Source organism: Asticcacaulis benevestitus DSM 16100 = ATCC BAA-896, assembly GCF_000376105.1.
Classification (GTDB): domain Bacteria; phylum Pseudomonadota; class Alphaproteobacteria; order Caulobacterales; family Caulobacteraceae; genus Asticcacaulis; species Asticcacaulis benevestitus.
The window spans coordinates 203,824-225,177 of the sequence record NZ_AQWM01000004.1 but is presented as its reverse complement, the minus strand read 5'-3'; the positions used below and the strand labels follow the sequence as shown (position 1 = coordinate 225,177).

General features: G+C 56.9%; 23 protein-coding genes and 1 pseudogene. 9 read left to right on the top strand and 15 right to left on the bottom strand.

Going from position 1 to position 21,354, the window contains the following annotated elements; all coding sequences use genetic code 11:
- From B060_RS28420 to B060_RS0108320, 4 genes are all read right to left on the bottom strand, one after another.
- A partial coding sequence (locus B060_RS28420) for a transposase (protein WP_157405626.1) occupies window positions 1–155 on the bottom strand: 155 nt, incomplete at its 3' end.
- 463 nt (window positions 156–618) lie between these two features.
- Entirely contained in the window at window positions 619–1,119 is a 501-nt protein-coding gene (locus B060_RS0108330; RefSeq protein ID WP_018081317.1) for a response regulator, read from the bottom strand.
- Window positions 1,120–1,272: 153 nt separating this feature from the next.
- Complete coding sequence (locus B060_RS24095; protein WP_018081316.1) at window positions 1,273–1,755, bottom strand: GNAT family protein; 483 nt, start codon at window positions 1,753–1,755, stop codon at window positions 1,273–1,275.
- 453 nt (window positions 1,756–2,208) lie between these two features.
- Window positions 2,209–3,681, bottom strand: coding sequence for a methyl-accepting chemotaxis protein (locus B060_RS0108320; RefSeq protein WP_026172699.1), 1,473 nt, complete (start codon window positions 3,679–3,681; stop codon window positions 2,209–2,211).
- 611 nt (window positions 3,682–4,292) lie between these two features.
- Here B060_RS0108320 and B060_RS28210 point away from each other — a divergent pair.
- The 3 genes and pseudogenes from B060_RS28210 to B060_RS28415 form a co-directional block, all read left to right on the top strand.
- Window positions 4,293–4,418 (top strand): hypothetical protein, encoded by a 126-nt coding sequence (locus tag B060_RS28210; RefSeq protein WP_018081314.1) that lies wholly within the window; start codon window positions 4,293–4,295, stop codon window positions 4,416–4,418.
- 306 nt (window positions 4,419–4,724) lie between these two features.
- Window positions 4,725–5,006 (top strand): ribbon-helix-helix domain-containing protein, encoded by a 282-nt coding sequence (locus B060_RS26465; RefSeq protein ID WP_081606816.1) that lies wholly within the window; start codon window positions 4,725–4,727, stop codon window positions 5,004–5,006.
- Between the two features lie 38 nt (window positions 5,007–5,044).
- Window positions 5,045–5,335 (top strand): annotated as a pseudogene (locus B060_RS28415) (hypothetical protein); the annotation flags it as partial.
- Window positions 5,336–5,701: 366 nt separating this feature from the next.
- On the opposite strand, the gene B060_RS0108305 reads toward B060_RS28415, so the two are convergent.
- Complete coding sequence (locus B060_RS0108305) at window positions 5,702–6,370, bottom strand: TetR/AcrR family transcriptional regulator (RefSeq protein WP_018081312.1); 669 nt, start codon at window positions 6,368–6,370, stop codon at window positions 5,702–5,704.
- Between the two features lie 108 nt (window positions 6,371–6,478).
- Between B060_RS0108305 and B060_RS0108300 the strand changes: the two genes are divergently transcribed.
- Entirely contained in the window at window positions 6,479–6,796 is a 318-nt protein-coding gene (locus B060_RS0108300) for a putative quinol monooxygenase (protein WP_018081311.1), read from the top strand.
- A gap of 411 nt (window positions 6,797–7,207) precedes the next feature.
- Here B060_RS0108300 and B060_RS0108295 read toward each other — a convergent pair whose 3' ends face one another.
- On the bottom strand, window positions 7,208–8,332 hold the full coding sequence (locus B060_RS0108295) for a site-specific integrase (RefSeq protein WP_018081310.1): 1,125 nt from the start codon (window positions 8,330–8,332) through the stop codon (window positions 7,208–7,210).
- A gap of 123 nt (window positions 8,333–8,455) precedes the next feature.
- Between B060_RS0108295 and dusA the strand changes: the two genes are divergently transcribed.
- On the top strand, window positions 8,456–9,481 hold the full coding sequence (gene dusA, locus B060_RS0108290) for a tRNA dihydrouridine(20/20a) synthase DusA (protein WP_031220993.1): 1,026 nt from the start codon (window positions 8,456–8,458) through the stop codon (window positions 9,479–9,481).
- Here dusA and B060_RS0108285 read toward each other — a convergent pair.
- Window positions 9,465–9,989 carry a retropepsin-like aspartic protease family protein gene (locus B060_RS0108285; protein ID WP_018081308.1) on the bottom strand — a complete coding sequence of 175 codons (525 nt, stop codon included), beginning with the start codon at window positions 9,987–9,989 and terminating at the stop codon, window positions 9,465–9,467. The genes dusA and B060_RS0108285 overlap by 17 nt on opposite strands.
- A gap of 360 nt (window positions 9,990–10,349) precedes the next feature.
- Between B060_RS0108285 and B060_RS27565 the strand changes: the two genes are divergently transcribed.
- On the top strand, window positions 10,350–10,490 hold the full coding sequence (locus tag B060_RS27565) for a hypothetical protein (protein WP_164468326.1): 141 nt from the start codon (window positions 10,350–10,352) through the stop codon (window positions 10,488–10,490).
- 88 nt (window positions 10,491–10,578) lie between these two features.
- On the opposite strand, the gene B060_RS0108275 is transcribed toward B060_RS27565, so the two are convergent.
- The 4 genes from B060_RS0108275 to B060_RS24085 form a co-directional block, all read right to left on the bottom strand.
- Window positions 10,579–10,953, bottom strand: coding sequence for a hypothetical protein (locus B060_RS0108275; RefSeq protein ID WP_018081306.1), 375 nt, complete (start codon window positions 10,951–10,953; stop codon window positions 10,579–10,581).
- Between the two features lie 242 nt (window positions 10,954–11,195).
- Window positions 11,196–11,573, bottom strand: a complete 378-nt coding sequence (locus B060_RS0108270; protein WP_018081305.1) for a hypothetical protein — start codon at window positions 11,571–11,573, stop codon at window positions 11,196–11,198.
- A 218-nt stretch (window positions 11,574–11,791) separates the two neighbouring features.
- A complete protein-coding gene (locus B060_RS0108265; RefSeq protein WP_018081304.1) occupies window positions 11,792–13,516 on the bottom strand; it encodes a methyl-accepting chemotaxis protein in 1,725 nt (574 codons plus the stop codon).
- Between the two features lie 346 nt (window positions 13,517–13,862).
- A complete protein-coding gene (locus B060_RS24085) occupies window positions 13,863–14,972 on the bottom strand; it encodes a cell wall hydrolase (protein ID WP_236621655.1) in 1,110 nt (369 codons plus the stop codon).
- 655 nt (window positions 14,973–15,627) lie between these two features.
- Between B060_RS24085 and uvrB the strand changes: the two genes are divergently transcribed.
- The 3 genes from uvrB (at window position 15,628) to B060_RS0108245 (ending at window position 19,413) form a co-directional block, all read left to right on the top strand.
- The gene (uvrB, locus tag B060_RS0108255; RefSeq protein ID WP_026172698.1) at window positions 15,628–17,838 is read left to right on the top strand and encodes an excinuclease ABC subunit UvrB; all 2,211 of its coding nucleotides are present in this window, start codon (window positions 15,628–15,630) and stop codon (window positions 17,836–17,838) included.
- A 389-nt stretch (window positions 17,839–18,227) separates the two neighbouring features.
- Window positions 18,228–18,608 (top strand): hypothetical protein, encoded by a 381-nt coding sequence (locus tag B060_RS0108250; protein ID WP_018081301.1) that lies wholly within the window; start codon window positions 18,228–18,230, stop codon window positions 18,606–18,608.
- A 163-nt stretch (window positions 18,609–18,771) separates the two neighbouring features.
- Window positions 18,772–19,413: a DUF3617 domain-containing protein gene (locus B060_RS0108245; protein ID WP_018081300.1), complete on the top strand. Its 642-nt coding sequence runs from the start codon at window positions 18,772–18,774 to the stop codon at window positions 19,411–19,413.
- A 3-nt stretch (window positions 19,414–19,416) separates the two neighbouring features.
- Here the strand turns inward: B060_RS0108245 and B060_RS26040 are convergent, their stop codons facing one another.
- From B060_RS26040 to B060_RS0108225, 4 genes are all read right to left on the bottom strand, one after another.
- Entirely contained in the window at window positions 19,417–19,824 is a 408-nt protein-coding gene (locus tag B060_RS26040; RefSeq protein WP_018081299.1) for a hypothetical protein, read from the bottom strand.
- A 63-nt stretch (window positions 19,825–19,887) separates the two neighbouring features.
- On the bottom strand, window positions 19,888–20,436 hold the full coding sequence (locus tag B060_RS0108235) for a DinB family protein (protein WP_018081298.1): 549 nt from the start codon (window positions 20,434–20,436) through the stop codon (window positions 19,888–19,890).
- Entirely contained in the window at window positions 20,429–20,785 is a 357-nt protein-coding gene (gene folB, locus B060_RS0108230; protein WP_018081297.1) for a dihydroneopterin aldolase, read from the bottom strand. Before folB ends, B060_RS0108235 begins: the two co-directional genes overlap by 8 nt.
- The gene (locus B060_RS0108225) at window positions 20,782–21,339 is read right to left on the bottom strand and encodes a 6-carboxytetrahydropterin synthase (RefSeq protein ID WP_018081296.1); all 558 of its coding nucleotides are present in this window, start codon (window positions 21,337–21,339) and stop codon (window positions 20,782–20,784) included. Before B060_RS0108225 ends, folB begins: the two co-directional genes overlap by 4 nt.
- Window positions 21,340–21,354: the final 15 nt, after the last annotated feature.

Genomic DNA, 21,354 nt, shown 5'->3' with positions numbered 1-21,354 from the left:
CATCTGTAAATCAGGCTTGTCGCCACGTCGAACTGCCGGGCTACTTCTGTCACGCTCGAACCAGGCGAAAACGCCAGAGAGACAATCTCGCGACGCTGACTATCATGCCATTTCCGCCGCCGTTCCGGGCCATTTAATAGAATTCCACGCGTCATAATTTGCAGCCTGCACTCGTAAGGACGTCACTAACAGCGCAGCATCACAGATTCAAAGATCAATTGGAATGTGGCCTCTTACGGAGGGATACGGTTTAGTGAGGCGTAGTGGTATCGCGAATGACGCAAACCTTAACGCAGCGGCCATCGTTGTCATAGCCATGGTAGTAGACCGCTGTTGGATACGGCTTGTCTTCGAGCGATTGCAATACGTCGAAATCCGAGACATATTTATATCCATGTTCGGGCCGTGGATGGCCGCAAAGACTCCTGAAGTCCTGTTCGCATAGGATTAGCTTCAGATCGCGATCAACGTCACCGTCGTCTGCGTCCACCTTAGCCCATGACAGATGGGGCAGGAGGGAGGCGGCCGAAGTCACATTGGTCCTGACCAGAGAGGGGGAGTGCATTGTAGAAAAACGTGGACTGATTTACCCGCATTATAGCCCCTGCGTTGCGGGTTTCATGCTATCGGCAGGGTCTCTTTCTCTTGAAGCAATGGCGGAACAGGACCATGGGTTTCAGGAGTTTCGTTGAGTTGAAACCAATAGTCTTCGATGGTCTTTATCACCTGATCATATTCGGACGGGATAAATGGCTTGGTGACGAAGCCGTTGGCGTAGGCCATGTAGGTCTCTTGCAAATCTATCTCGGCCTTAGAACTGCTCATGACAATAACCGGGATGAGCCTGAGTTCCGGGTCAGCCTTGACCACTTCCAGAAATTCGCTGCCGCCCATATAGGGCAGATCGACGTCGAGCAGAATAATATCAGGGTACCGACCATTTGCGAAGCCGCCTTCGCGACGCAAAATGCTAAGCCCAATTTCGGCCGTTCTTGCGACCGCAACGTTGCCTGGAATGGCAGCAGCTTTGAAGGCACGCTGGACCAGGATCGCATCACCGTGGTTGTCCTCTATCAACAGCACCTGGGGAAATTTAGTACGTTCGGCTATGGTGGTCATTTGCTGCTTCCGGAGACTAAACGTTTTGGATGAGTGGGTTCGTCAAGACGGCCGTAATCTTGTGCGTTTCTATTTGGTTCAACAGGTGATGGAGGTTACCTGCCAAACGGATTTCCGGCGATCTTGACGAATTCGCGATAACTGCACCATGATCTACAATATTCGGATCATGTGAAGGACGAGCCTCAACGTTCCGTCTGGCGCCGAAGGTTCGTAGGTTTTACACCCCGTGTAAAGGAATTCAGCGGCGATCAGGCTTTCGGCTATGACTTTGTCATCGGCGTAGTGACAGGCGTGGATAATCTTGAAGAGCCTGTGCGTTTTCACCCAGTGCATAAGGCCCTTTATCACTTCGAGGGCAAAATCATGTCCACGAAAGGCAGGCCTTATGAAGAGCGTCAGACCAGGCCCATAAAAGCGAAAGCCTAGGTTCAGGATCTTGGTGTCGGTATTTAAACGAATGACACCGACCGGACGGTCCTCCGCGGTATGAATCGCCCATTTCCAAAGACCGGCATTGGCGACCTCAGATGCGACCGGTCTATGTTCACGTTCGGCGATGCCATGTCGTCTCCACACCTCAATGGCTTTGTAACCGTGTCTGGTAGGTGTTTCGCCTTCGAAGGTGGTGATCATGAGAAGGCCCCCGTCGCCAATTTAGTCCGTTTCTCTTGCGGCATCCCTTCGGTGTCTAACCCGTCACCTTTTGTGACGTCTCATGTCAAAATCTCGCTTACGGTTTCATCTATTTGTTGAGTCCGGCCCAGTCGTGAACTTCTTGGCGAACGTCCAGTCATAACACCTGTCCATGGTTAATGCAGATGTGGCCGGTTCGCCAGCCTCGGAAACTACTCATGCTTTTGTTTTTAGGGATGCCCGATATGGTATATTTGGAGACATGCCCGAGGTGGCCTACGTCGGTACCGATGACGATGCCGGAGTGACTTCGTAATACCCAAGTGGTCGGATAGCTCAACCAGTTTGTGTCGAGCTTTCTGTCGCCTTTGGTCCTATCGGTCCCCCCACGTGAGCTTGGATGAATTTATAAGACATGAGTAAAAGGCTCTAATGGAAGACTGTTTCTGAGCATCACGCTTTTAGGAATCGCTCAACGCTGCCCTTCAGTCCATCGGAATGTCCGGCCAGGACCATGGCGATGGCGCTCACGCTGCCGGCAAGCTCTCCCGTCGCTGCGGCGGCCGTGGAAACACCGCTGATATTTCCAGCCATTTCCTGTGTGGTCGCCGCCTGCTCCTCGACGGCGCCAGCCATGGCGGTTGTCAGGTTCGACAGCTCATCCACAGCCCGGGTAATGGTCCCGATAGCCAAAACGGCCTCTTCAGTCGATCCCTGAATAGCGTTTACCTGATGGGTGATTTCATCCGTGGCCCTGGCCGTCTGCCCTGCGAGCGCCTTGACCTCACTGGCAACCACGGCAAACCCCTTTCCAGCTTCGCCGGCACGCGCCGCCTCAATCGTCGCGTTCAAAGCGAGGAGATTGGTCTGTGTTGCGATCGACTTGATCATGGCCACGACCACATCGACCTTTCGCGCATTCTCAGCGAGCAGGCGCACAGTCGCATCCGTCGTGGCGGCCTGTATCGCAATCTGTTGCGCGCGGTCAGATACGCGGCTGACCTGTCCGGAGATTTCGTGGATGGCGCCGGTCATCTGTTCCGAACTAGCCGCAGCTGAGGAGGCCCGCTCGCTGGCGTTCTCGGCGGCCCTCGTCAGACCGTCGGCAGAACGCTGCATATCGCCAACCGCCTGTGAGACCGCGGCGACAACCTCGGACACATCAGTCGCAATGTTTTCCTGGTTGGTAATGATAGCCCAGGTCAGCATAGGGGCAATATACTCGCCCTCAGCGCCCCTGATGGCGGTGATTTGCAGTTCGAGAATTTCGGGTCCTATTCTGATTTTCGTCTTGTGCGGCAGATGGCGATCGTCGGCCAGCATCTGTCTTTGGTGCGATGGGTTTTTGTGGAAAATGTCGAAGGAGGCACCCAACATATCCACCACCTTGACGGGCAGATACTGCTCAATTGCGCCCAGCGTCTTTATAGAGGTGGCATTGAGATAATTGATACGGAAATCGTTCTGCGGATCGACCGTCATAACGGCCACTGGCATGCCGTCGATCATGGTCATCAAGCGGCTGGTTTCGTTCTTCTTAGCCGTGATATCCGACGCAAACTTAACAACCCGCTCAGGCTTGCCATGCTCATCGAAGACCGGATTATACGTCGCTTCCAGCCAGACCTTAGCGCCGCCTTTGCCAAATCTGAGGAACTCCCCGGAGGCAAATGTGCCGCCTCTCAGATCTTGCCAGAAGCGCTCGTACTCAGCGCTCTTTGCAAAGGTAGGATCAACGAACAAACTGTGGTGCTTTCCTTTGATCTCGCCGAGATCGTACCCAATGACGCGCAGAAAGTTTTCGTTGGCGTCCAGAATTGTACCGTCCATAGAAAATTCAATGATAGCCAAAGAGCGATTTAAGGCATCAAGTTTTGCTTTAGTTGAATCAAATCTGATTTTTGGAAAAAGATTGAATTTACTCATTACTGAACTCTTTCTGCGACTATTATTATAATTTTCATGAAAGTTTCCAATAAATACTCACGTAAGTATGGTGATATTATTAATTTTTGAATTGAGCGTGCTGAAAAATTCACAGCCTCTTAACTAAAAAACATCGGTCCCGAACTGTGCCGTTTCCTTGAATCCGCAATCTTGACTTGGTTAGATGCCGCTGTGGCCGTTCGCGTGTTCACAGCCGTGAATACCTTCGACAGAAACGCTACTTACCCAAATTAAGTTAATCGCAGCAGCCAAAAATCATCAAGGTTGAATGTCTAACGTACGTGAGCAAATGGTAACAGAGGCGACCACGACGAGTGTGAGCGCTGCCTTCGGAGCGACAGTTAAACTTTCCGACGCATGGCTGCAGGAAGCAATCGTTGTCGTACACTCCACTGAGGGCGGCCTTACCTTCATACTCGTACGACATCCTTCCGGTGTGGCGCGTTAACCGTTGTCAAGGCGGCGGGGGCAGCGGCCCGACCTAACTTCAGCGACACGCTAACGAGCGCGACCTGGCGTGGCGCCAACTACGGCTAGGATGATCTGGTATTTTTTGCCCTGACAATCCTGCCAGCGAGCGTAGGCTGAGCATGGCTGCCGCCTTCGGCAAAAGCAACGACTGGCTTATCGTAACAGCTGAGGCCGTATCAGCATCATTTGACAAACACGGGTCTGAAGCGCAGACCTTCATGAAAAGCATCGTGGCGGCCGGTTAAGTACCAGAGGACTTCAGCTGGAAAAACGCTCACGCCTTCGACGCTAGACGAGTGGAGGAATTGCGGGCTTTCACTCGATTCTGGTCGAAAGTGATAGTATCGTAGGTGGGAGGGCCCAGGCGTTCGAACCTATGGCAGACCCGAAAGGGACGATGCCTATGGGGCGACCGGGACCTTCTATCGCTTTGCTAGAGCGATCGATCGCGTGAGAAATGTCACCAAGTACCGGTCCAGTTCCGCATTGTACGCGTATACGCTTCGAATTCTGTTCGTTTACCACATAGCTCGATATGGGAGAGCCGCGCGATGCCTGGCCTTAAGAAACGATCCCTTGTCCTTGGCGGACATGCAACATCCTTAGCGATAGAACCCGAATTTTGGGCAGGAATGGACGCTATCGCTGCAAAACGCGGGACCAGTGTTACCTGTATCGTCCGAGGGATTGACGAAATACGTGGAGCATCTCTTTTGGCTTCATCTTGCCGCCTGGCGGTCCTTCGATATTATCAGGGTACTCTCGAGGCGGGCCTGGGCAGGCGGTCACCCAAAGCGCTAGCTCGCCGTCAGATCGGTTCGGATACGCCCTGACGGGCCAATCACCTAAACAGTAAGATTGCTTTTATAGCACTCGTAAAAATACCGCCGAGATACTCCGATTAATGGACGTGCTTTTGGAGCAGTATGCGGACTGCAGAACCCTATATCTGTCGTGGGATGCGGCCTCTTGGCACGTGTCCAAGCAACTCCGTCAACGCATTAACGATCACAATGCAAATGTCGCCGGAAAGGGCGCACCTCGTGTCGAAACGGCACCGCTGCCAGCCGGCGCTCAATTTTTGAATGTGATAGAGTCGATCTTCAGCGGCATGGCCCGAGCGATTATACACAATAGCGACCACGCAAGGACCGACGATTGAAAGGCGGCAATCGATAGCTATTTTGCGGTCCGAAATCCGCCTTTCCAGGATGAACCTCAGAGAGCACGTAAGCGTATCTGGGGAGAGGAACTCGTTCCCCCGTCATTTTCGGATAGAAACAACTGCAAAGAGCCTAACTGGCGATAGTGTTGTGATCATGACGATAAAGGGTTCGCAACAGACCCACTTGTCAAAAGTCGGAGACGAAGCTACCGCCCATTGCTGTTGTTATTATGCCAAGGAAACTGGGCGATTTCCGGCGTCCCGCCTTGCAGACACGCAACCAATGCGCCGAATGATTCCGCATCTTTTAAGGATGCGGAATGCGTCATTTACGTAGCGCATTTTATTTATAAATTCAGATGGTTATGTGACGATTTGCCAATCAAGCCCCGCCAAAATAAGGTCTATACCACCTAAGAATTGTGCGCGGTCGTCATGATCGCGCAATTGTCCAGCCACGCTGTGCACGAAAGGGTACGCTCCAATATCGTCTCCTACCCATCGGGCCACGACCGACCCTAGGAAGGCCGTCCGGTCCGTGCCGCGCGGCAATGCCCGCGCGGCGGCGGCCCGATGAGCGGCCGCGCCCAAGATGTAATTGACGAGTGCCGACGCAGCCTCAAACTGGCGCGATGCAGGGACGCCCGACGCCGCGAGCCGACTGCCTATACCTTCGAAAACGTGACCCATCGCCGGCTGCCACGGTTCGCGTGCCAACTGAGTGCCAACCCAAGGATGAGCTTCAATGGCGTCAAATACGCCTAATAACAAAGCACGAATCGCCCCACGCGCGTCATTGGATTCCGCTACATTGCGCAACGCCCGGCCTACCACATGTGCGACGGCGGCAACGAGCAACTCGTCCTTGTCGGAGATGTGCCAATAGATGGCGCCAGCGCCAGTCATCAGTCGTGCCGCCAAGGCGCGGAAGGTCAAGGCGGCTTCGCCGTCCGAATCGAGGATGCCGATGGCTGCGTCGATGATTCCTTGTTTTGAGAGCGCGTCGACGCGCCGTTCGGATTTCTTAGTCATGAATTATCTTGACATGCGTGGAACGTTGTTCCAAGTGCTAATTATGGAACATTGTTCCATGCAATTTTGAGGAACGGAAGTCGTTCCATCATTCGAGGAGATGGCGCCATGCAGAAAAATCAACCCGGTGTAGTGCTGCGGTTCCAGGCAAAGCCCGGCAAGGGTGAAGAGTTGTTCCACCTATGCACCGAACTCCACTTCACGGGCGACCCGGACGGTCCCGTAGACTGGGTCCTCAGCCGTGACGACGGCAACGCCGACGTGATGTGGGCATTCGAGTTCTACCGCGACCAGGCATCGTTTGATCGGCACTACTCCAACCCGGTCCACGACGAGCCACACCAGCGCATTCTGGACCTCCTTGCCAACGACGACGGCCTAGACGCGTCCATGCGCGTCGATGTTCACATTGTCTCCTCGAGCTAAAGGGGGCTGGCACGTCGAACATGGTCCTCTCTCGATGATGCTTGACGCGGGCCACTAACCTGACATCGTGGTCGGGCGCGCGCCATCGTTGCCACCAACGGCAGGATGGCGCCGTGCGTTGAGTATGTTGGATTCAAAAAAACTATGCCATGCATAGAGCTGCAGTAGATGTCCACAAGAACGTGCCGCTGGCGCAAATCGGTTTTTTATTTAAGTCAGTGTATTACGAGGGGCTTGCGCGTTTTTCCGCTATTTAACGCGAAAAGTGCGTGTTTTCGGTGTTTTAACGCACAATAGCTGGTCGGCACAAACTGGTAAAATTTGCCGATCTGAGATATATCAGTATGTTTGGGGGGCGCGGCTTAACACGCCCGCACAGCTTGTGAACTATGCTTCTTGCTATTCATGGCATCAGTTTGCCTTTGAAATTTGACTGTCATTAAAATGCTCATCCCAGTCATAATTCGTTGGTGTTTGCGCCGGCAATGACTTGGCGATAATGTGCAAATGCTGCGGCTTGAGGTGCGTGTACCGCTTAAGCATCTTCCAGTCCTTGTGACCGGTGACGAGGGCGACCTGAGGGATTTCAAAGCCAGCCTCGAACAGGCGACTTGTGCCTTCGTGCCGGAAATCATGGAAGTGCAGATCTTCGATACCCAACTCGACGCAGGCCCTGCGAAATGCGGTACCGACCGATTTACCGTTGTAGGGGAAAATGCGCTGATGATTGCCATCGCCCGACAGCCTCTGCGCTTCGACAAGCTTCCAGGCGTCGAAGCCGCTAACTGAGAGCAGGGGGATCGTCTGGTCGTTACCCTTCTTCTCCTTCGGATCTTTTCGATCTCGAATGACCAAGGTTCGCATCCTGGGAGACAAATCAGCCCAGGTTACGCGACAGATTTCCTCCTGCCGCATGGCCGTCGCGATCGCAAAGCTAATGATGCGTCCCATTGGAAAGCAAGTCCGCCCGCCACTAGCGAAATATTTGAGAAGGGCCGCGATCTCATCCTCCGTAGGCCGCCGGTCCCGCTCCTTGCCTTTGCCAACAAGCCCAAGTCGGCTTAATGCGATACGGGCAAGGTCCACATGTTCTGTCGTAGTTGGAAGGCCATGAATGGCGGCTGCATGAGACAGGATTGTACGGATATATCCAATATCAATGCTCAAGGTTGGCGGACCGGCGCCATCCTTAGCTCTGGCGCGTCCGAACTGAATTATTCGCTCCCTGTCCAGGTTTTCGTACCGGATCTCGCCTAGCTCCCTTTTGAGGAGGGTCATGCTGAAAGCCTTTGAGCGACCGATTTGTTTCCCTACCTCCTTCATATCTTCGAGATGAAGGTCTATAAGGCCGCCGAATGTCTTGATGCCGATGATGTTCCTTAATGTCGGCGTTTTGCCATTATCGATCTCGCATTCTACACGCCTTGCCCACGCCTCTGCGTCCTGACGCAAAAGGAAGGTTTCGCTGAGCTCATGCCCCTTCCTTCGGACCTGAGCCCGCCAGCGGCCTGACTTCTGCTTTGCATAGGTAGCCATTTACAGTTCCGAATGAGTGCAAAATGCGTGCAGTGAGAGATCGTAGATGGTAGTATTTGGCCGTTTTTGAGCGATTTTTCGAGTGCAATCGTTCTCCTTTTAGTCTTTGATAGTATTGAAAAAATGATTAAAAATCAAGCACATACTTTTAGTGTTGCACCCATGATGGACTGGACGGACCGGCATTGCCGGGCCTTCCATCGCACCCTGACGCGCCATGCCCTGCTCTATACCGAGATGGTGACCACCAAGGCGGTGATCCATGGCGACCGTGAGCGCCTGCTCGGCTATTCCGAGGTCGAGCATCCCGTGGCGCTGCAACTGGGTGGTTCCGAGCCGGCGGAGCTGGCGCAGTGCGCCAAGATCGCCGAGGACTGGGGCTATGACGAGGTCAATCTCAACTGCGGCTGTCCGTCCGATCGCGTCCAGTCGGGCAGTTTCGGCGCCTGCCTGATGCGCGAACCGCAACTGGTGGCGGACTGCATGCAGGCCATGATCGAGGCCACGCACCTGCCGGCGACCGTTAAATGCCGCATCGGTGTTGATGATCAGGCGGCGCGCGACAGCCTGTTCGCCCTGGTCGAGGCTTGCAAAAAAGCCGGCGTGACCTCATTCGCCGTCCATGCGCGTAAGGCCTGGCTGAAGGGGCTGTCGCCCAAGGAAAACCGCGATGTGCCGCCGCTTGATTACGACCTGGTCTATGAACTGAAGCGCAGCTACCCGGAGCTGACCATCGCTATCAACGGTGGGATCGGTTCGTTGGAAGCGGCGCAAGGCCATTTGCAACACGTCGATGGCGTCATGCTGGGGCGGGTCGCCTATCACGAGCCGGCGCTGCTGGGGCAGGTTGATCGTATGTTCTTTGGCGAGGGTGTGGATGTCGGGCCGTTCGCGGCGCTGGAGGCCTATCGCCCCTATATGGCCGGACAGCTTGCGGCCGGTGTGCCGCTGACCCACATGACGCGGCATATGCTCGGCATCATGCATGGTCTTCCGGGCGCGCGGGCCTTCCGCCGCATCATGACGGTCGATTCGATCGCGCCGGGCGCAGGCCTTGAGGTGATGGATCGGGCGGTTGCGGCGGTGCGCGAGGCTCTGGCGGCTTCGGAAGCGCGCCGTGAAGCCTATGAACTCAAGGATGCAGAATAAGGCTCGATTGCGTGACTTCCATGCGGCTCAGCTTGCCGAGATAGCTCATGCCGAGTAGGGAGTCCGACAGGCCTTCCTTGACCACCACGCCCTCAACATTGCGCACCGTGCTCTGGCCTACGGTGACGGAGCTTAAGGTGATGCGCGCCACAGCGGTCTTGCCGTTGGCGGTGCTGACCTCGGCGTCATAAACCAGATCGGTGAAGCCGAGGCGGCGGGCATCAGCGGGGGTGAGGGCGATCATGCTGGCGCCGGTATCGACCAGAAAGCGTACGGCCTTGGCGTTGACGACGGCGGTCGCGTAAAAATGGCCATTGGCCGATTTCGGAATAGCGGTGACATGGCCTTGGCTGGCGGTGGTGCTGACCGCCACGGTCTCCGGCGCGCTATAGGATGCCACCTGGACGCTATCGGCCTTATCAGCGTGTTCGCCGAGCGACAGGATGCCTGTTCCGGCGAGCACGGCGCAAAAGACGGCGCTGCCTAAAACAATAGCTGATTTGATCATGACGCTAACGCTCCGCGGATCACCGGTCAGGACATGTGCCGGCGGTCTCCTTTTGAGACAGGCCTAAATTAACCGAAGAGGGTTGCTTTAGAATGAATCGGGTGGGAGAATTTTTCTCGAGTTATTTTGTAGAAAGTGAAGTTTTATGCCAGAATTAACCTATATTAATATTAATAAAAACAATTACATAGTATTTTAATTTGTAATAATATGATCCGTGTTCGGATTAGTTGTTGCGTCTGTAAAAATTTCTGGCATAGTATCCCTACGACGCGACGACGACTGAGAGGGTGAAAACCCCTGCGAGCTGCGCCGCGTCTTCTGGTCCATCAAACGCATTTGGAAAAGGAGACGCAACCCATGCATGACCAAGATCAAGACAAGAAACAACACGCCATGACATCCTTCGCGCTGTTCGGAGGGCTGTTCGCCAGTCCACGCGGCAAGGAAACGCGCGCAGTCAGTCGCCCGCAGGACTTCAAACCGATTCAACGGAAGTAGGTCCATCCTTCATAGTTAAAAAGCAAAACCCCTCATGACGTGGTCATGAGGGGTTTCGTTTGACCCTGAGGTCACAAGGTATCAGGTCTTAGTTGGCGGCAAGCTTGACGCCGGCCTTGGCTTCCGCGGCGGCCATGTTGGGGCTGGCCTTGGTCACCCTGCTGGTGGCGCCAGAGCCATCGGCGCCGAACTTGGCCGACAGTTCGACCCAGTAGAGGCCGTCAGCGGCAAGGAAGTTGTACTTGTAGTCGACCTGATAGGCGCCGGCGCGGAATTCGCAGGTTTCGATGTTGACCATCTGTTTGCCGGTGACGGCAACGACTTTGGAAACGGCGGCCTTGCCAACACCAGCGGCGAGCATGCCGGCAGCGGATTCCTGTTCGTCCGAGCAGGGGGCGGCGACGGCGGCGACCGTGGACATGGCCATGATGGCGGCGGCGGCAATAAGGGTTTTCTTGATCATCTGTTCTCTCCTTGAGGTTCTTCAGGATGAGGATAACTGTACAAAAGATAGGAAAATATTCGGTTAAATCAGAGAATTCTCTTGGGAAGGCTTAACCGGCGCCGTTGCATTCCTTGCTGCGCAACGCCGCAAAGGTTAATGCCAACTACAATCTTGAAACAAAATAAAAAAAAAGGTGCAGGCCAATAGCCCGCACCCTCTTTGCAAATACATTACCCGGGGCGTCAGGCGCCCCGTCAATCTTAGTTGGAAGCGAGCTTCACGCCAGCCTTGGCCGAGGCGGCTGCCAGGTTGGGGCTCATGCCGCCGATCTTCATGTCGGCGACCTTGCCGCCGGCAACCTTGGCCGAACCGGTGACCCAGTACAGGCCGTCCGCGCCGATGACGTTGAACTTGAATTCAGCGGCCAGGCCGCCACCCACGCTGTCGCAGGTTTCCAGGTTGATCATTTGCTTCGACTGGGTCGGCACCACGGCAGCGATCTTGGCGCTGGCGGCAGCGGCGATGGCCTTGCCGACTTGAGTTTCCTGAACTTCATCACAATCCGCGAAGGCGGCGGTTGAGGCGAAGGAGAGCGCGAGAGCGCCGGCCAGAAGGGTTTTGGAAATCGAGCTATGCATTTTGCAAACTTTCACGCTGGGACAATGATCTTGGTTTCTGAGGGGCCTTGCAAGGTAAGATAGGCCCGTAACCGCTGATGTACATCCGAAGGTTTAATTTCGTATGAATCAATATTGCGCTGCGTCAAATTTTGTGGATCGAGGTGATTCGGCGCAAAAAAAACGGAGACACAACGAGGTGTCTCCGTCTTCTTTTCAGCATCAGGTGCGTTCAGCTTTTAAGCGGCCGTAAGTTCCGACAGGAAGCGGCGGATATTTTCGCCCATGGCTTCGGTGCGCTGCGTCAGCTGGTTGGCGGCGCCGAGCATTTCGGTGGAGGCCTTTTCCGTATCTGCGGCCGAAGCGGAGAGTTGCGCCACCGAGCTGGAGGCCATCGAGGTGCCGTCGGAGGCTTCGTTGACGTTGCGGGCGATTTCGTTGGTCGCGTCGCCTTGCTGGTGAACCGAGTCGGCGATGGACGAGGCGATCTCGTTCATGTGCTTGATCGTTTCGCCGATGCCCTTGATGGCGCTGACGCCATTGGAAGCGGCCGACTGGATGTCCTTGATGCGCTCGCGGATTTCGTCGGTGGCTTTGGCGGTTTGCTGGGCCAGCGATTTCACTTCCGAGGCGACAACCGCGAAGCCCTTACCGGCTTCACCGGCACGTGCCGATTCGATGGTGGCGTTGAGGGCCAGCAGATTGGTTTGCTGGGCGATGGCGTTGATCAGGTCAACCACTTCACCGATCTGGTCGGCGGCGCGGCTGAGTTCGGCCATCGAAGCGTTGGTGCGGTCGGCTTCCGACACGGCTTCAGCGGCGATCTCAACCGAGCGGACGGCCTGGTCGCCAATAACGCCGATCGAGGCGGAAAGCTCGGTCGTGGCGGAGGCAACGTTCTGAACGTTGTCGGCCGAGTTGCGGATCGAGGACACAGCCGATTGCGAACGGCGCTCGTTTTCCTGGGCGATGGTCAGAAGAGTACGGCCGTTGGCGTCGAGATCCGAAGCGGCATTGCCGAGCGCATCCAGCATGTCCTGAGCTTCGTGGCGGAAGCGATCTGCCAGTTCGGCCATTTGACGGGCGCGTTCTTCACGGGTGGCGTTGGTCGCCTTTTCCATTTCCATAAGGCGCATCTTTTCCTGCGCATTGGACTTGAAGATGTTGAGGCTGTCGACAACCGACTTCAGTTCGTCGCGACGGGCGAGCGCCGAAATATCGACGTTGAAGTTGCCGTTGGCCAGTTCTTCGGTTGTCTTGGCGATGCGGTTGATGCCGGTCACGGTGACGCGCGAGAAGATGTAGGCGATGCCGCCCGAGATCACCGCCATGATGACAGCGAAGATGGTCAACATGCTGATGCCGGCGGTTTGCGCCGTCTTGGCGTCGGCGGCGGACGTCTTGGCGGCGGCGACATTGGCGTTGATCAACTGGTCGCTCAGTTCCGACATCTTCTTATAGCCGTCGTCGAACTGCGACATCATCGGCCCGACCGAGGGGAAATCGACGTCCATCACCTGACCGGCGAATTCTACGGCTTCTTTGTAGGTCTTGACTTCCTTGGCGAGGTCGCCAAGCAGCTTCTTTTGCGCCGGGTCGGTAGCCTTGCTGCCGTCTGCCTTGACGCGGGCTTCGATCTTGCCGAGATCTTCGGTCACCTTGGTGACCTGAGCCGAGGCGTTGGCCGTCGGGTCGGTGGCCTTCTTGGTCAGGGCGTTATAGAGCTGGCCATTGGCTTCCTTGATGGAGGCCTTGATATCGCCGAGTTCGACGACCTGCGGCAGGGCGTTCATATTGATGTCGTCGATGGTCTTGCCCTGACCGTTCATGATGGTGATGGCACCGAACGCCAGAACGGCCATCAGGGCGGTGGCGACCGCAGCCGGCGCCATGAATTTTACGGTAAACGACCAGTTCGAGATCTTGAACCCGCCGGAGGTGCTGGCTGCACTGATTTTCGTCATTAGTGGCCCCTGACAAACTTGCGTATGACTAAGAAGATGTTGATCCATGAGAGGCTTTGCCAGTTTTCGGAACGCAAACGGGCATAGTCAAGCCCATTGCGACTCTTGGTAAAGACGCGCCTTTGGGGCAACGTGTCAGATTAAGGTTGTTGAAATCCTAACGGCGGCTGCCAAACGCGTAAAATATGACAATTGAGATGCGTGTGTAAAAAGGACTATCTAGTTTCCGCAAGTCTGTGTGCGTGCGGTAATATATTGCTTCGCTCTACGGCTAACATAAAAGCGCCGGCCGCAGGGCCAGCGCTTTTATGTCTGAAATATCCCCCGTGTTACTGAGAAATCAGCGTTATTGAGAAACGCCCTTAGCGGACGTTGTTGCGACTGGTGCGGTCTTGGCCGGCAGCGCGACCTCGGACACGATCTCCTGCGCCGTCTTGCCGTGGACCTGCGCGGCGGTCTGCACCGGCTTGACCGACGTCCCCTGCATTTTCGACAGGGTGTTGAGCAGGGCTGTGGTCTGGGCCGGTGTCTGGGCCGGCGTTTGGGCTTCGGCAATAACAGCCGTTGCCGCAGGGGCCGTCACTTGCGGCATGGTGTCCGATGGTCTCACGCCATCCGCTGTGCCGGCGATGCGCGCGCCACGGCCGCGGAACTGATAAAAGATATGGGTGCCGATCTGGGCGACCCGTTCCATGGTGCCCGACCAGCCGGGTTTCACGCCGGTGGTGTGGAAACTGGTCGAGGTGCCGACCGACGGCATCACATAGCCAGCCAGAGCGGCTTCCGAGACCTTCTTGGCGCGCCGCCAGGCTGAGGTTTCGACCGGCGCGCCCATGGCGCCGTTACAGACAAAGCTGAACTGGCAGGAGATGCGCTGCGTGGCGCCCTGATAAACGACGCCGCAGATCGACTTCGGATAGGCGGGGTGGCGGACGCGGTTGAGGATGACCTGAGCGACGGCGCGCATGCCGTCGGTGCCTTCGCCGCGCGCTTCATAATAGACGGCCTGTGTCAGGCAGTCGCTGTCGCTGCGGGTGGCGGCCTTGAAATTCATGGCTGCGGCGGCGCGAACGGCGGGTGTGGAGAGGTTGTTCATCGACGAGGTTGTGTCGAGGCTGGCGCGGACGACAGACGCGCCTGACTGGGTGTCTGGCAGGTCGCGCTGGCTGCGCATATCGCTCGACGTGCGAATGGTGGTCAGGTTTTGGGCGAGCAGGGTGTTTTCGGTGCCGGAATCGGCGAAGCGCGAAAAGCGCATGGCGATGTTCAGCGCGCTGGTATCGACGCGGCCAGTGCCCGAAGCATCGAGCGCCGCCATATCTACCGTACCATCCTGGCTTGCCATCATGAGGCGGGCGGCGTCTTGCCGCTGGCCGCTCTCGCGAGCCATGTGGTTGCCCAGACAGGCTGCGCCAACCGACGCGCCGACCAGGAGACCTACAGAACTCGCTGCCATGAGGGCGCGCATGCGATAGCGCGCTAAAAGTGTTGACGTCAAAACTATCTGGTCCTCTGTGACAAGGGCGTTATGTGCCCTCCGAGTAGCCTTCCGGTTCGTAATTCCAGCATAGTTCTATGCAAATTACAGACCAGAGACTGACGCCAGCAGGACAGATAGGACCCGCTGGGCGAGCCGCTATCTAGGCGGCAATTGTGGCCAAAATGTGTTCATTTGCCATTGATGCTTTTAGACTGATAGTTACGCTTACGATCTTGTTGGGGATAGGTAAGCAAAGGGGGGTAATGACGTGCAGGTTAGAATCTTTATATTGACAGGATGAGCGAAGTAATCGACCGATCGATTATACGCACCATCCGATCTTTATTATTTGCCAATGCTTTATAGTCAAAATCTTATTCAGAAAAGCTTAACTTAACGAAGCTTTAAGGGGCGCCTTCATCAGTTTTTGGAGTGACTTTCCGTGAACGTAAGGTTGGCGGTCAAAATAACCGGCTGGAATCCAAGCGGAAATCCGACTCGTATGACAACCCAGCTGACAAGTTCTGACGGCTTAAGGCGTTAAATCCGGCGTGTGGATATATCTGCCGGAGGTTCACATTCTTTTTTATGCGCCTCTTTCATTTTTTTTACCCCGGCTTATGTTGTGTTCATGGCACGTTCCCCCAAAAATCAAGGCTTGGCCCCCCAAAATCAAGGCTTTTCCGATAACTCCGGCGCGTTTGTGGCGGATTTTGACTCGGCGGCGCTCAAGCAGCATAGCGGTAGCGCAACAAACGTGCCGGCAACGTGGGTGCCGCATAAGCCTGAGCGACCGGAAAAGTCGGAAGGCGGGCGCAAGTTCCGGCTTGCCGCGCCCTATGAGCCGGCCGGCGACCAGCCGACCGCCATCGCCACCCTTCTCGAAGGCATCGCCGATCGCGAGCACGATCAGGTGCTGCTGGGCGTCACAGGCTCGGGCAAGACTTTCACCATGGCCAAGATCATCGAGCAGACCCAGCGTCCGGCCCTAATCATGGCGCACAACAAGACCCTGGCCGCCCAGCTTTACAGCGAGTTCAAGGCCTTCTTCCCGGATAATGCGGTCGAGTATTTCGTCTCCTACTACGACTATTACCAGCCGGAAGCCTATGTGCCGCGCACCGACACCTTCATCGAGAAGGATTCGTCGATCAACGAACAGATCGACCGGATGCGTCACTCTGCCACCCGCGCCATTCTGGAACGCGATGACGTCATCATCGTCGCCTCTGTGTCCTGCATCTATGGTATCGGCTCGGTCGAGACCTACACTGCCATGACCTTTGAACTGAAGGTCGGTCAGTCGATCGATGAGGGCCAGTTGCGCGCCGATCTGGTGGCCCTGCAATATAAGCGCAACGATCAGGCGTTTGAGCGCGGCACCTTCCGCCGGCGCGGCGATGTCATCGAAATCTTCCCGGCTCACTATGAGGACCGCGCCTGGCGCATCAATATGTTCGGCGACGAGATCGAGTCGATCCAGGAATTCGATCCCCTGACCGGCAAGAAGATGCAGGACCTGAAAGACGTCAAGGTCTATGCCGCCAGCCACTATGTGACCCCGCGCCCCACGCTCAATCAGGCCGTCAACCGCATCAAGGCCGAACTGAAGATGCGCCTTGAGCAACTCCATGGCGAAGGCAAGCTGCTGGAAGCCCAGCGTCTTGAGCAGCGCACAACGTTTGACATTGAGATGATCGAGGCGACGGGCGCCTGCGCCGGCATCGAAAACTACAGCCGCTACCTGACCGGCCGCGGGCCGGGCGAGCCACCGCCGACCTTCTTTGAATATATGCCGGATAACGGCCTCCTGTTCGTCGACGAAAGTCACGTCTCGGTGTCGCAGATCGGCGGCATGTATCGCGGCGACTTTGCGCGCAAATCGGTTCTGGCTGAGTATGGCTTCCGCCTGCCGTCGTGCATGGATAACCGTCCGCTCAAGTTCGAAGAATGGGACGCCATGCGCCCGCAGTCGGTCTATGTGTCGGCCACGCCCGGCAAATGGGAGATGGAGCGCACTCAGGGCGTCTTCGCCGAGCAGGTTATTCGCCCGACCGGCCTGATCGACCCACCCGTCGAGATCCGTCCGGTCCACAAGGACAATTTCAGCCAGGTTGATGATGTCATCGCCGAGGTGCGCGAGGTCGCCAAACAGGGCTACCGCTCGCTGGTGACGGTGCTGACCAAGAAGATGGCAGAGAACCTGACCGACTATATGCATGAGCAAGGCATCCGAGTCCGCTATATGCACAGTGACGTCGAAACCCTAGAGCGGATCGAGATCATCCGCGATCTGCGGCTGGGCGCTTTCGATGTGCTCATCGGCATCAATCTCTTGCGCGAAGGCCTCGATATTCCGGAATGCGCCTTCGTCGCCATTCTCGACGCCGACAAGGAAGGCTTCCTGCGCTCGGAGACCTCGCTGATCCAGACGATCGGCCGCGCCGCGCGCAACGTCGATGGCCGCGTCATCCTCTATGCCGACAAGATGACCGGCTCGATGGAGCGGGCGCTGGCCGAAACCTCGCGCCGCCGCGAAAAGCAGATGGCCTATAATGCCGAGCATGGCATCACGCCGGAATCGGTCAAGCGCGGCATTTCGGATATCCTCGACTCACCGTTTGAAAAGAGCGGCCGTGTCGATATCCCCATGGGCGTGGCGGAGAAGGACACCAAGCCCTTCCTCGGTTCCAACTTCCAGGCCACCCTGCGCGATCTCGAAACGCGGATGCGCGAGGCGGCGGGCAATCTCGAATTCGAGACCGCCGCCCGTATGCGTGACGAGATCAAGCGGCTCAAGACGCTCGATCTCGAATTCGCCAAGGATATGCTGAGCGATTAAGTTTGGGCGACTGATCGCGCAACTCTAATCCCAATCACGCGACCGGCACCTTGCCTGTTTTCGCCTGTCAGCCATTCTCAGGGCTGATATTAACCAAAGCGCGTTATATGGATCACACACTGTGGATAAATCAGCGGCGTTTGGCGTCTCTGAAACATATTCATACTGGATTTTTATACGGTTTCGGGTGACCTTTGCCCTAAGGGCGCTGGGGGCACATGCGCTGTCGGGAACAGGTCCAGGTTGTTGATTTAAACAGCTTGTTAACCGGAACCACCGATGCTGCCCGAACTATGCCTGACTATGTGCCTGAGCTGAATGCCTAATCTAGTGTACGTGTTGCATATGTCACACCGGGGTTGATCGAGATGCGTCGAACAAGATTAAATGTGGTGCCGCCTGTCTCCAAAGAGATAGCGCTCGGCAAGAAGGAACTGGCGCTTGGCCAGGTGATCGATGGCGACAAGGTGATGAGCCTGCCGACCACGGTTGCCCATATGCCTGCCTATATCGACGATGTGCCCGCCACAACCTCGGTACGTGAAACGCGCACCCAGCGCGTCCGCCGCCTTCAGGAAGAAGCCCGTGCGCTGGCCCGCGAACAGATCGCCGAATTTGAAGTGCTGCTCGACGCCACCGCCAAGGCCGCCATGGAAATCGCTGACGGCGGCGAGGTCTATTCGATTGGCGCGCGCGAAATCTGCCGTCGTCTGGCTGATGAGCTGCCGCGCACCCTGCAAACCCTCCAGGTTATCTCCAAGAAACGTTAAGCGGCGTTAACTAAAAACTTTTCTGCGTCAGGACTATACGCTGGCACAGACCAGCCTTTTCCCTTATCCTGACCTTATCTCCTGCGGATGATGCGCTTTGCAATCCTTGCCTGCGAAGCCATTATACGGCCGCTTACCGGCAGGGGGATACTGGGGAAGTGTCATGTTGCAGGCCAGCTTTAGCCGTATCGCCCTGGTCGCCGGCCTCACCGCGACCTTGGCTGGCTGTCAGAAGAAGCCCGAACCGCCGGCACCTGTGGCGCCCGCCCCGGTCGTTGGCGCCAAACCCAGCCAGCCGCTGCCGGCCCGCATACCGGGTCTTTGGGAAACCCGCCTGAGCGAAGAGGGCAGTCCCGATGCGGCGCAGGTGCTGAAAATCTGCATCGACACCCTGACCGATCAGCATCTGGGCATCCTCGGCACCGATCTGTCCGGCGGCAGTTGCTCGAACAAGACCTACAGTCCGCAAGGCGATAACACCTGGGGGCTGCTTGCCGAATGCGCCATGGGCTCCGGCGTCGTGACCGAATATTCCGGCTCGATCACCGGCGATTACAGCCGTTCCTACGAGATGCGCGTGCGTTCGCAGACCACGGGCGGCAACCTGCCGCAGATGAACCGGGTCACCAACTATGTGGTGACATCAAAGCGCGTCGGCGCCTGCACCAAAGAGCAGAAGGCGGGCGATATCCTCAATGACGGCGTCAAGATGAACCTGTTCGACATGTCCGGCATCCGGCGTGACGGCGGCGCCTCGGCCACGGCCGCTTCTGATATGGGCGAACCGGCTGACGTGGTTGACTAGGGGCTAAACCAGCCAGCCCTTGCTGTTCGGCACCGGGCGGCCATAGAGCAGGTGGTTGAAGCCGGTGATGGCGCGGCCCACCGTATAGGCCAGGCACAGCAGCACCAGACCCAGCATGACGAAGGTGACCGGCCCGCTGATGGCGTGGCGCTGGGTAAAGGTATAGAGCACGGCGGTCAGCAGCACCGGCAGTATGCTGTACCAGAAGGTGCGCTTCTGGAACTCATAATGGCCTTTCAGCCATTCCGGCGCCTTGTCCTCGGCGAAGTTGGCGATCAGCATGACGATCATGGCGCTGAGGCCGAAGGTCATAGTGGTGAAGAACAGCAGCACATAGTTGAGGAAGGCCAGCAGGCGCACATCGGCGAGAAAGGTTTTCAGCAGTGATCCGGCGGTGGACTTGGCGGGCATGTCGGGTATCCGTGTGAAGGTCGGCAAAGCCTACCCCAGCTTACCAATGCTGCATAGCGGTATTTATGCCGCCGTCAGATCAGGCACCAGCGGTGCCAGGTCGGTGACGCCGATATCGAGCCCCATCTGGCTGAGCAGGGTGGTAACCTGACCGCGGTGATGGGTCTGGTGGTTGAAGACGTGGCTCAGCACCAGACCGAGCGTCTTGGTGAAGGGCACGCCGCTTGCGTTCTTGTAGCTGAGCGGCGAAGCGATATCGGCATCGCTCAATTGATCGATAAAGCGCAGGATCAGGCCGTCCAGCTCTTCGCGCACCGGCGTCAGGGCGGCCATAGTCGGGTAGAGCAGATCGGCCAGCGCCGCCGGCTTTGGCAGGGCGTCGAGCGCCATCAGCACCTGACCATAGGGCTGCGGCCGGAAGCGGTTGAGCCACATCAGGTCAGCCACGACCAGATGGTTGAGCGTGCCGAGCGCCGAGCCGAAAAAGGCGCCGCGCGATTCCAGCAGAGCCTCGTCGGACAATGGCGTGAGCACCGCGATCAGCCGCGCGTTCATCACGCTGTTATAGGTCGCCATCAGGCGCAGGTGGTCTTTAAAGGCCAGTTCAGTCATTTTCGTACACCACGCATACGCCGGCCTGATCGGCATCCGACAGGGCTTCCGGCTTGATCACCGACACCTCGACGCGCAGCACATGCGGCAGGGCGGCGAGCGTCCGCGCCATGTCCTCGGCCAGGGTTTCGACCAGCTTGATATGGCCGCGGGCAATGAAATCACGCGCGATCTGGCCCACCAGTTCGTAGTTGAGCGTATCCTTCAGGCCGTGGATCTCGTGGCGTTGGAGATCGAACACGGCGTCGATGATCAGCGGCTGTGTGCGGCCATGCTCATGGTCATAGATGCCGATGGCGGCCTCGACCCTCAGCGCTTTGACGAATACGCGGCGCGATATCAGGCTCATGACGCACTCCCGATTTGGGGCCAGCTTGAGGGCGGCAATAGATCGTTGAGGCTCATATCGGCGCGGTGGCACCAGTCGCCCAGCCGGATCGGGCAGGCGGCGATATCGTCCGGCCCCAGCACCACGCTGTTAGTCGGGGTTTCCTCGATCTCGAAGCGCACACATTCGAAATCGGGCAGGTGCGCGGCCAGAATGGCGTTCAGCTTCATATAGAGCGCGGTGGCGACGGCCTCGGTGGTAGGGTCTCCTTCGATCACCAGCAGGCGCGTCAGCAGTTCGGGCTCATGCTGCTGGAAATAGCCGAGCATCGGGTCATCGTGGCCGAGCTGGAAGGCGTGGTCGAGGCTGTCATCGACGAAGCCGTGCCAGTGGCGCTTGAGATCGGCGAAGCTGGCGGCATAGTTGGCGTTGCCCCAGTCGATCTGGCGTCCGCCCTTGCTTTGCAGGTTCACCACGACGAATTCGTTATGGCCATGCGGCGTCATGCACTTCGAATTGTGATCGAAGCGCAGACGATGGGCCATGGAAAAGCGGCGTTTGAACTGGAGCTGCATGCCTGAAAACCTTTG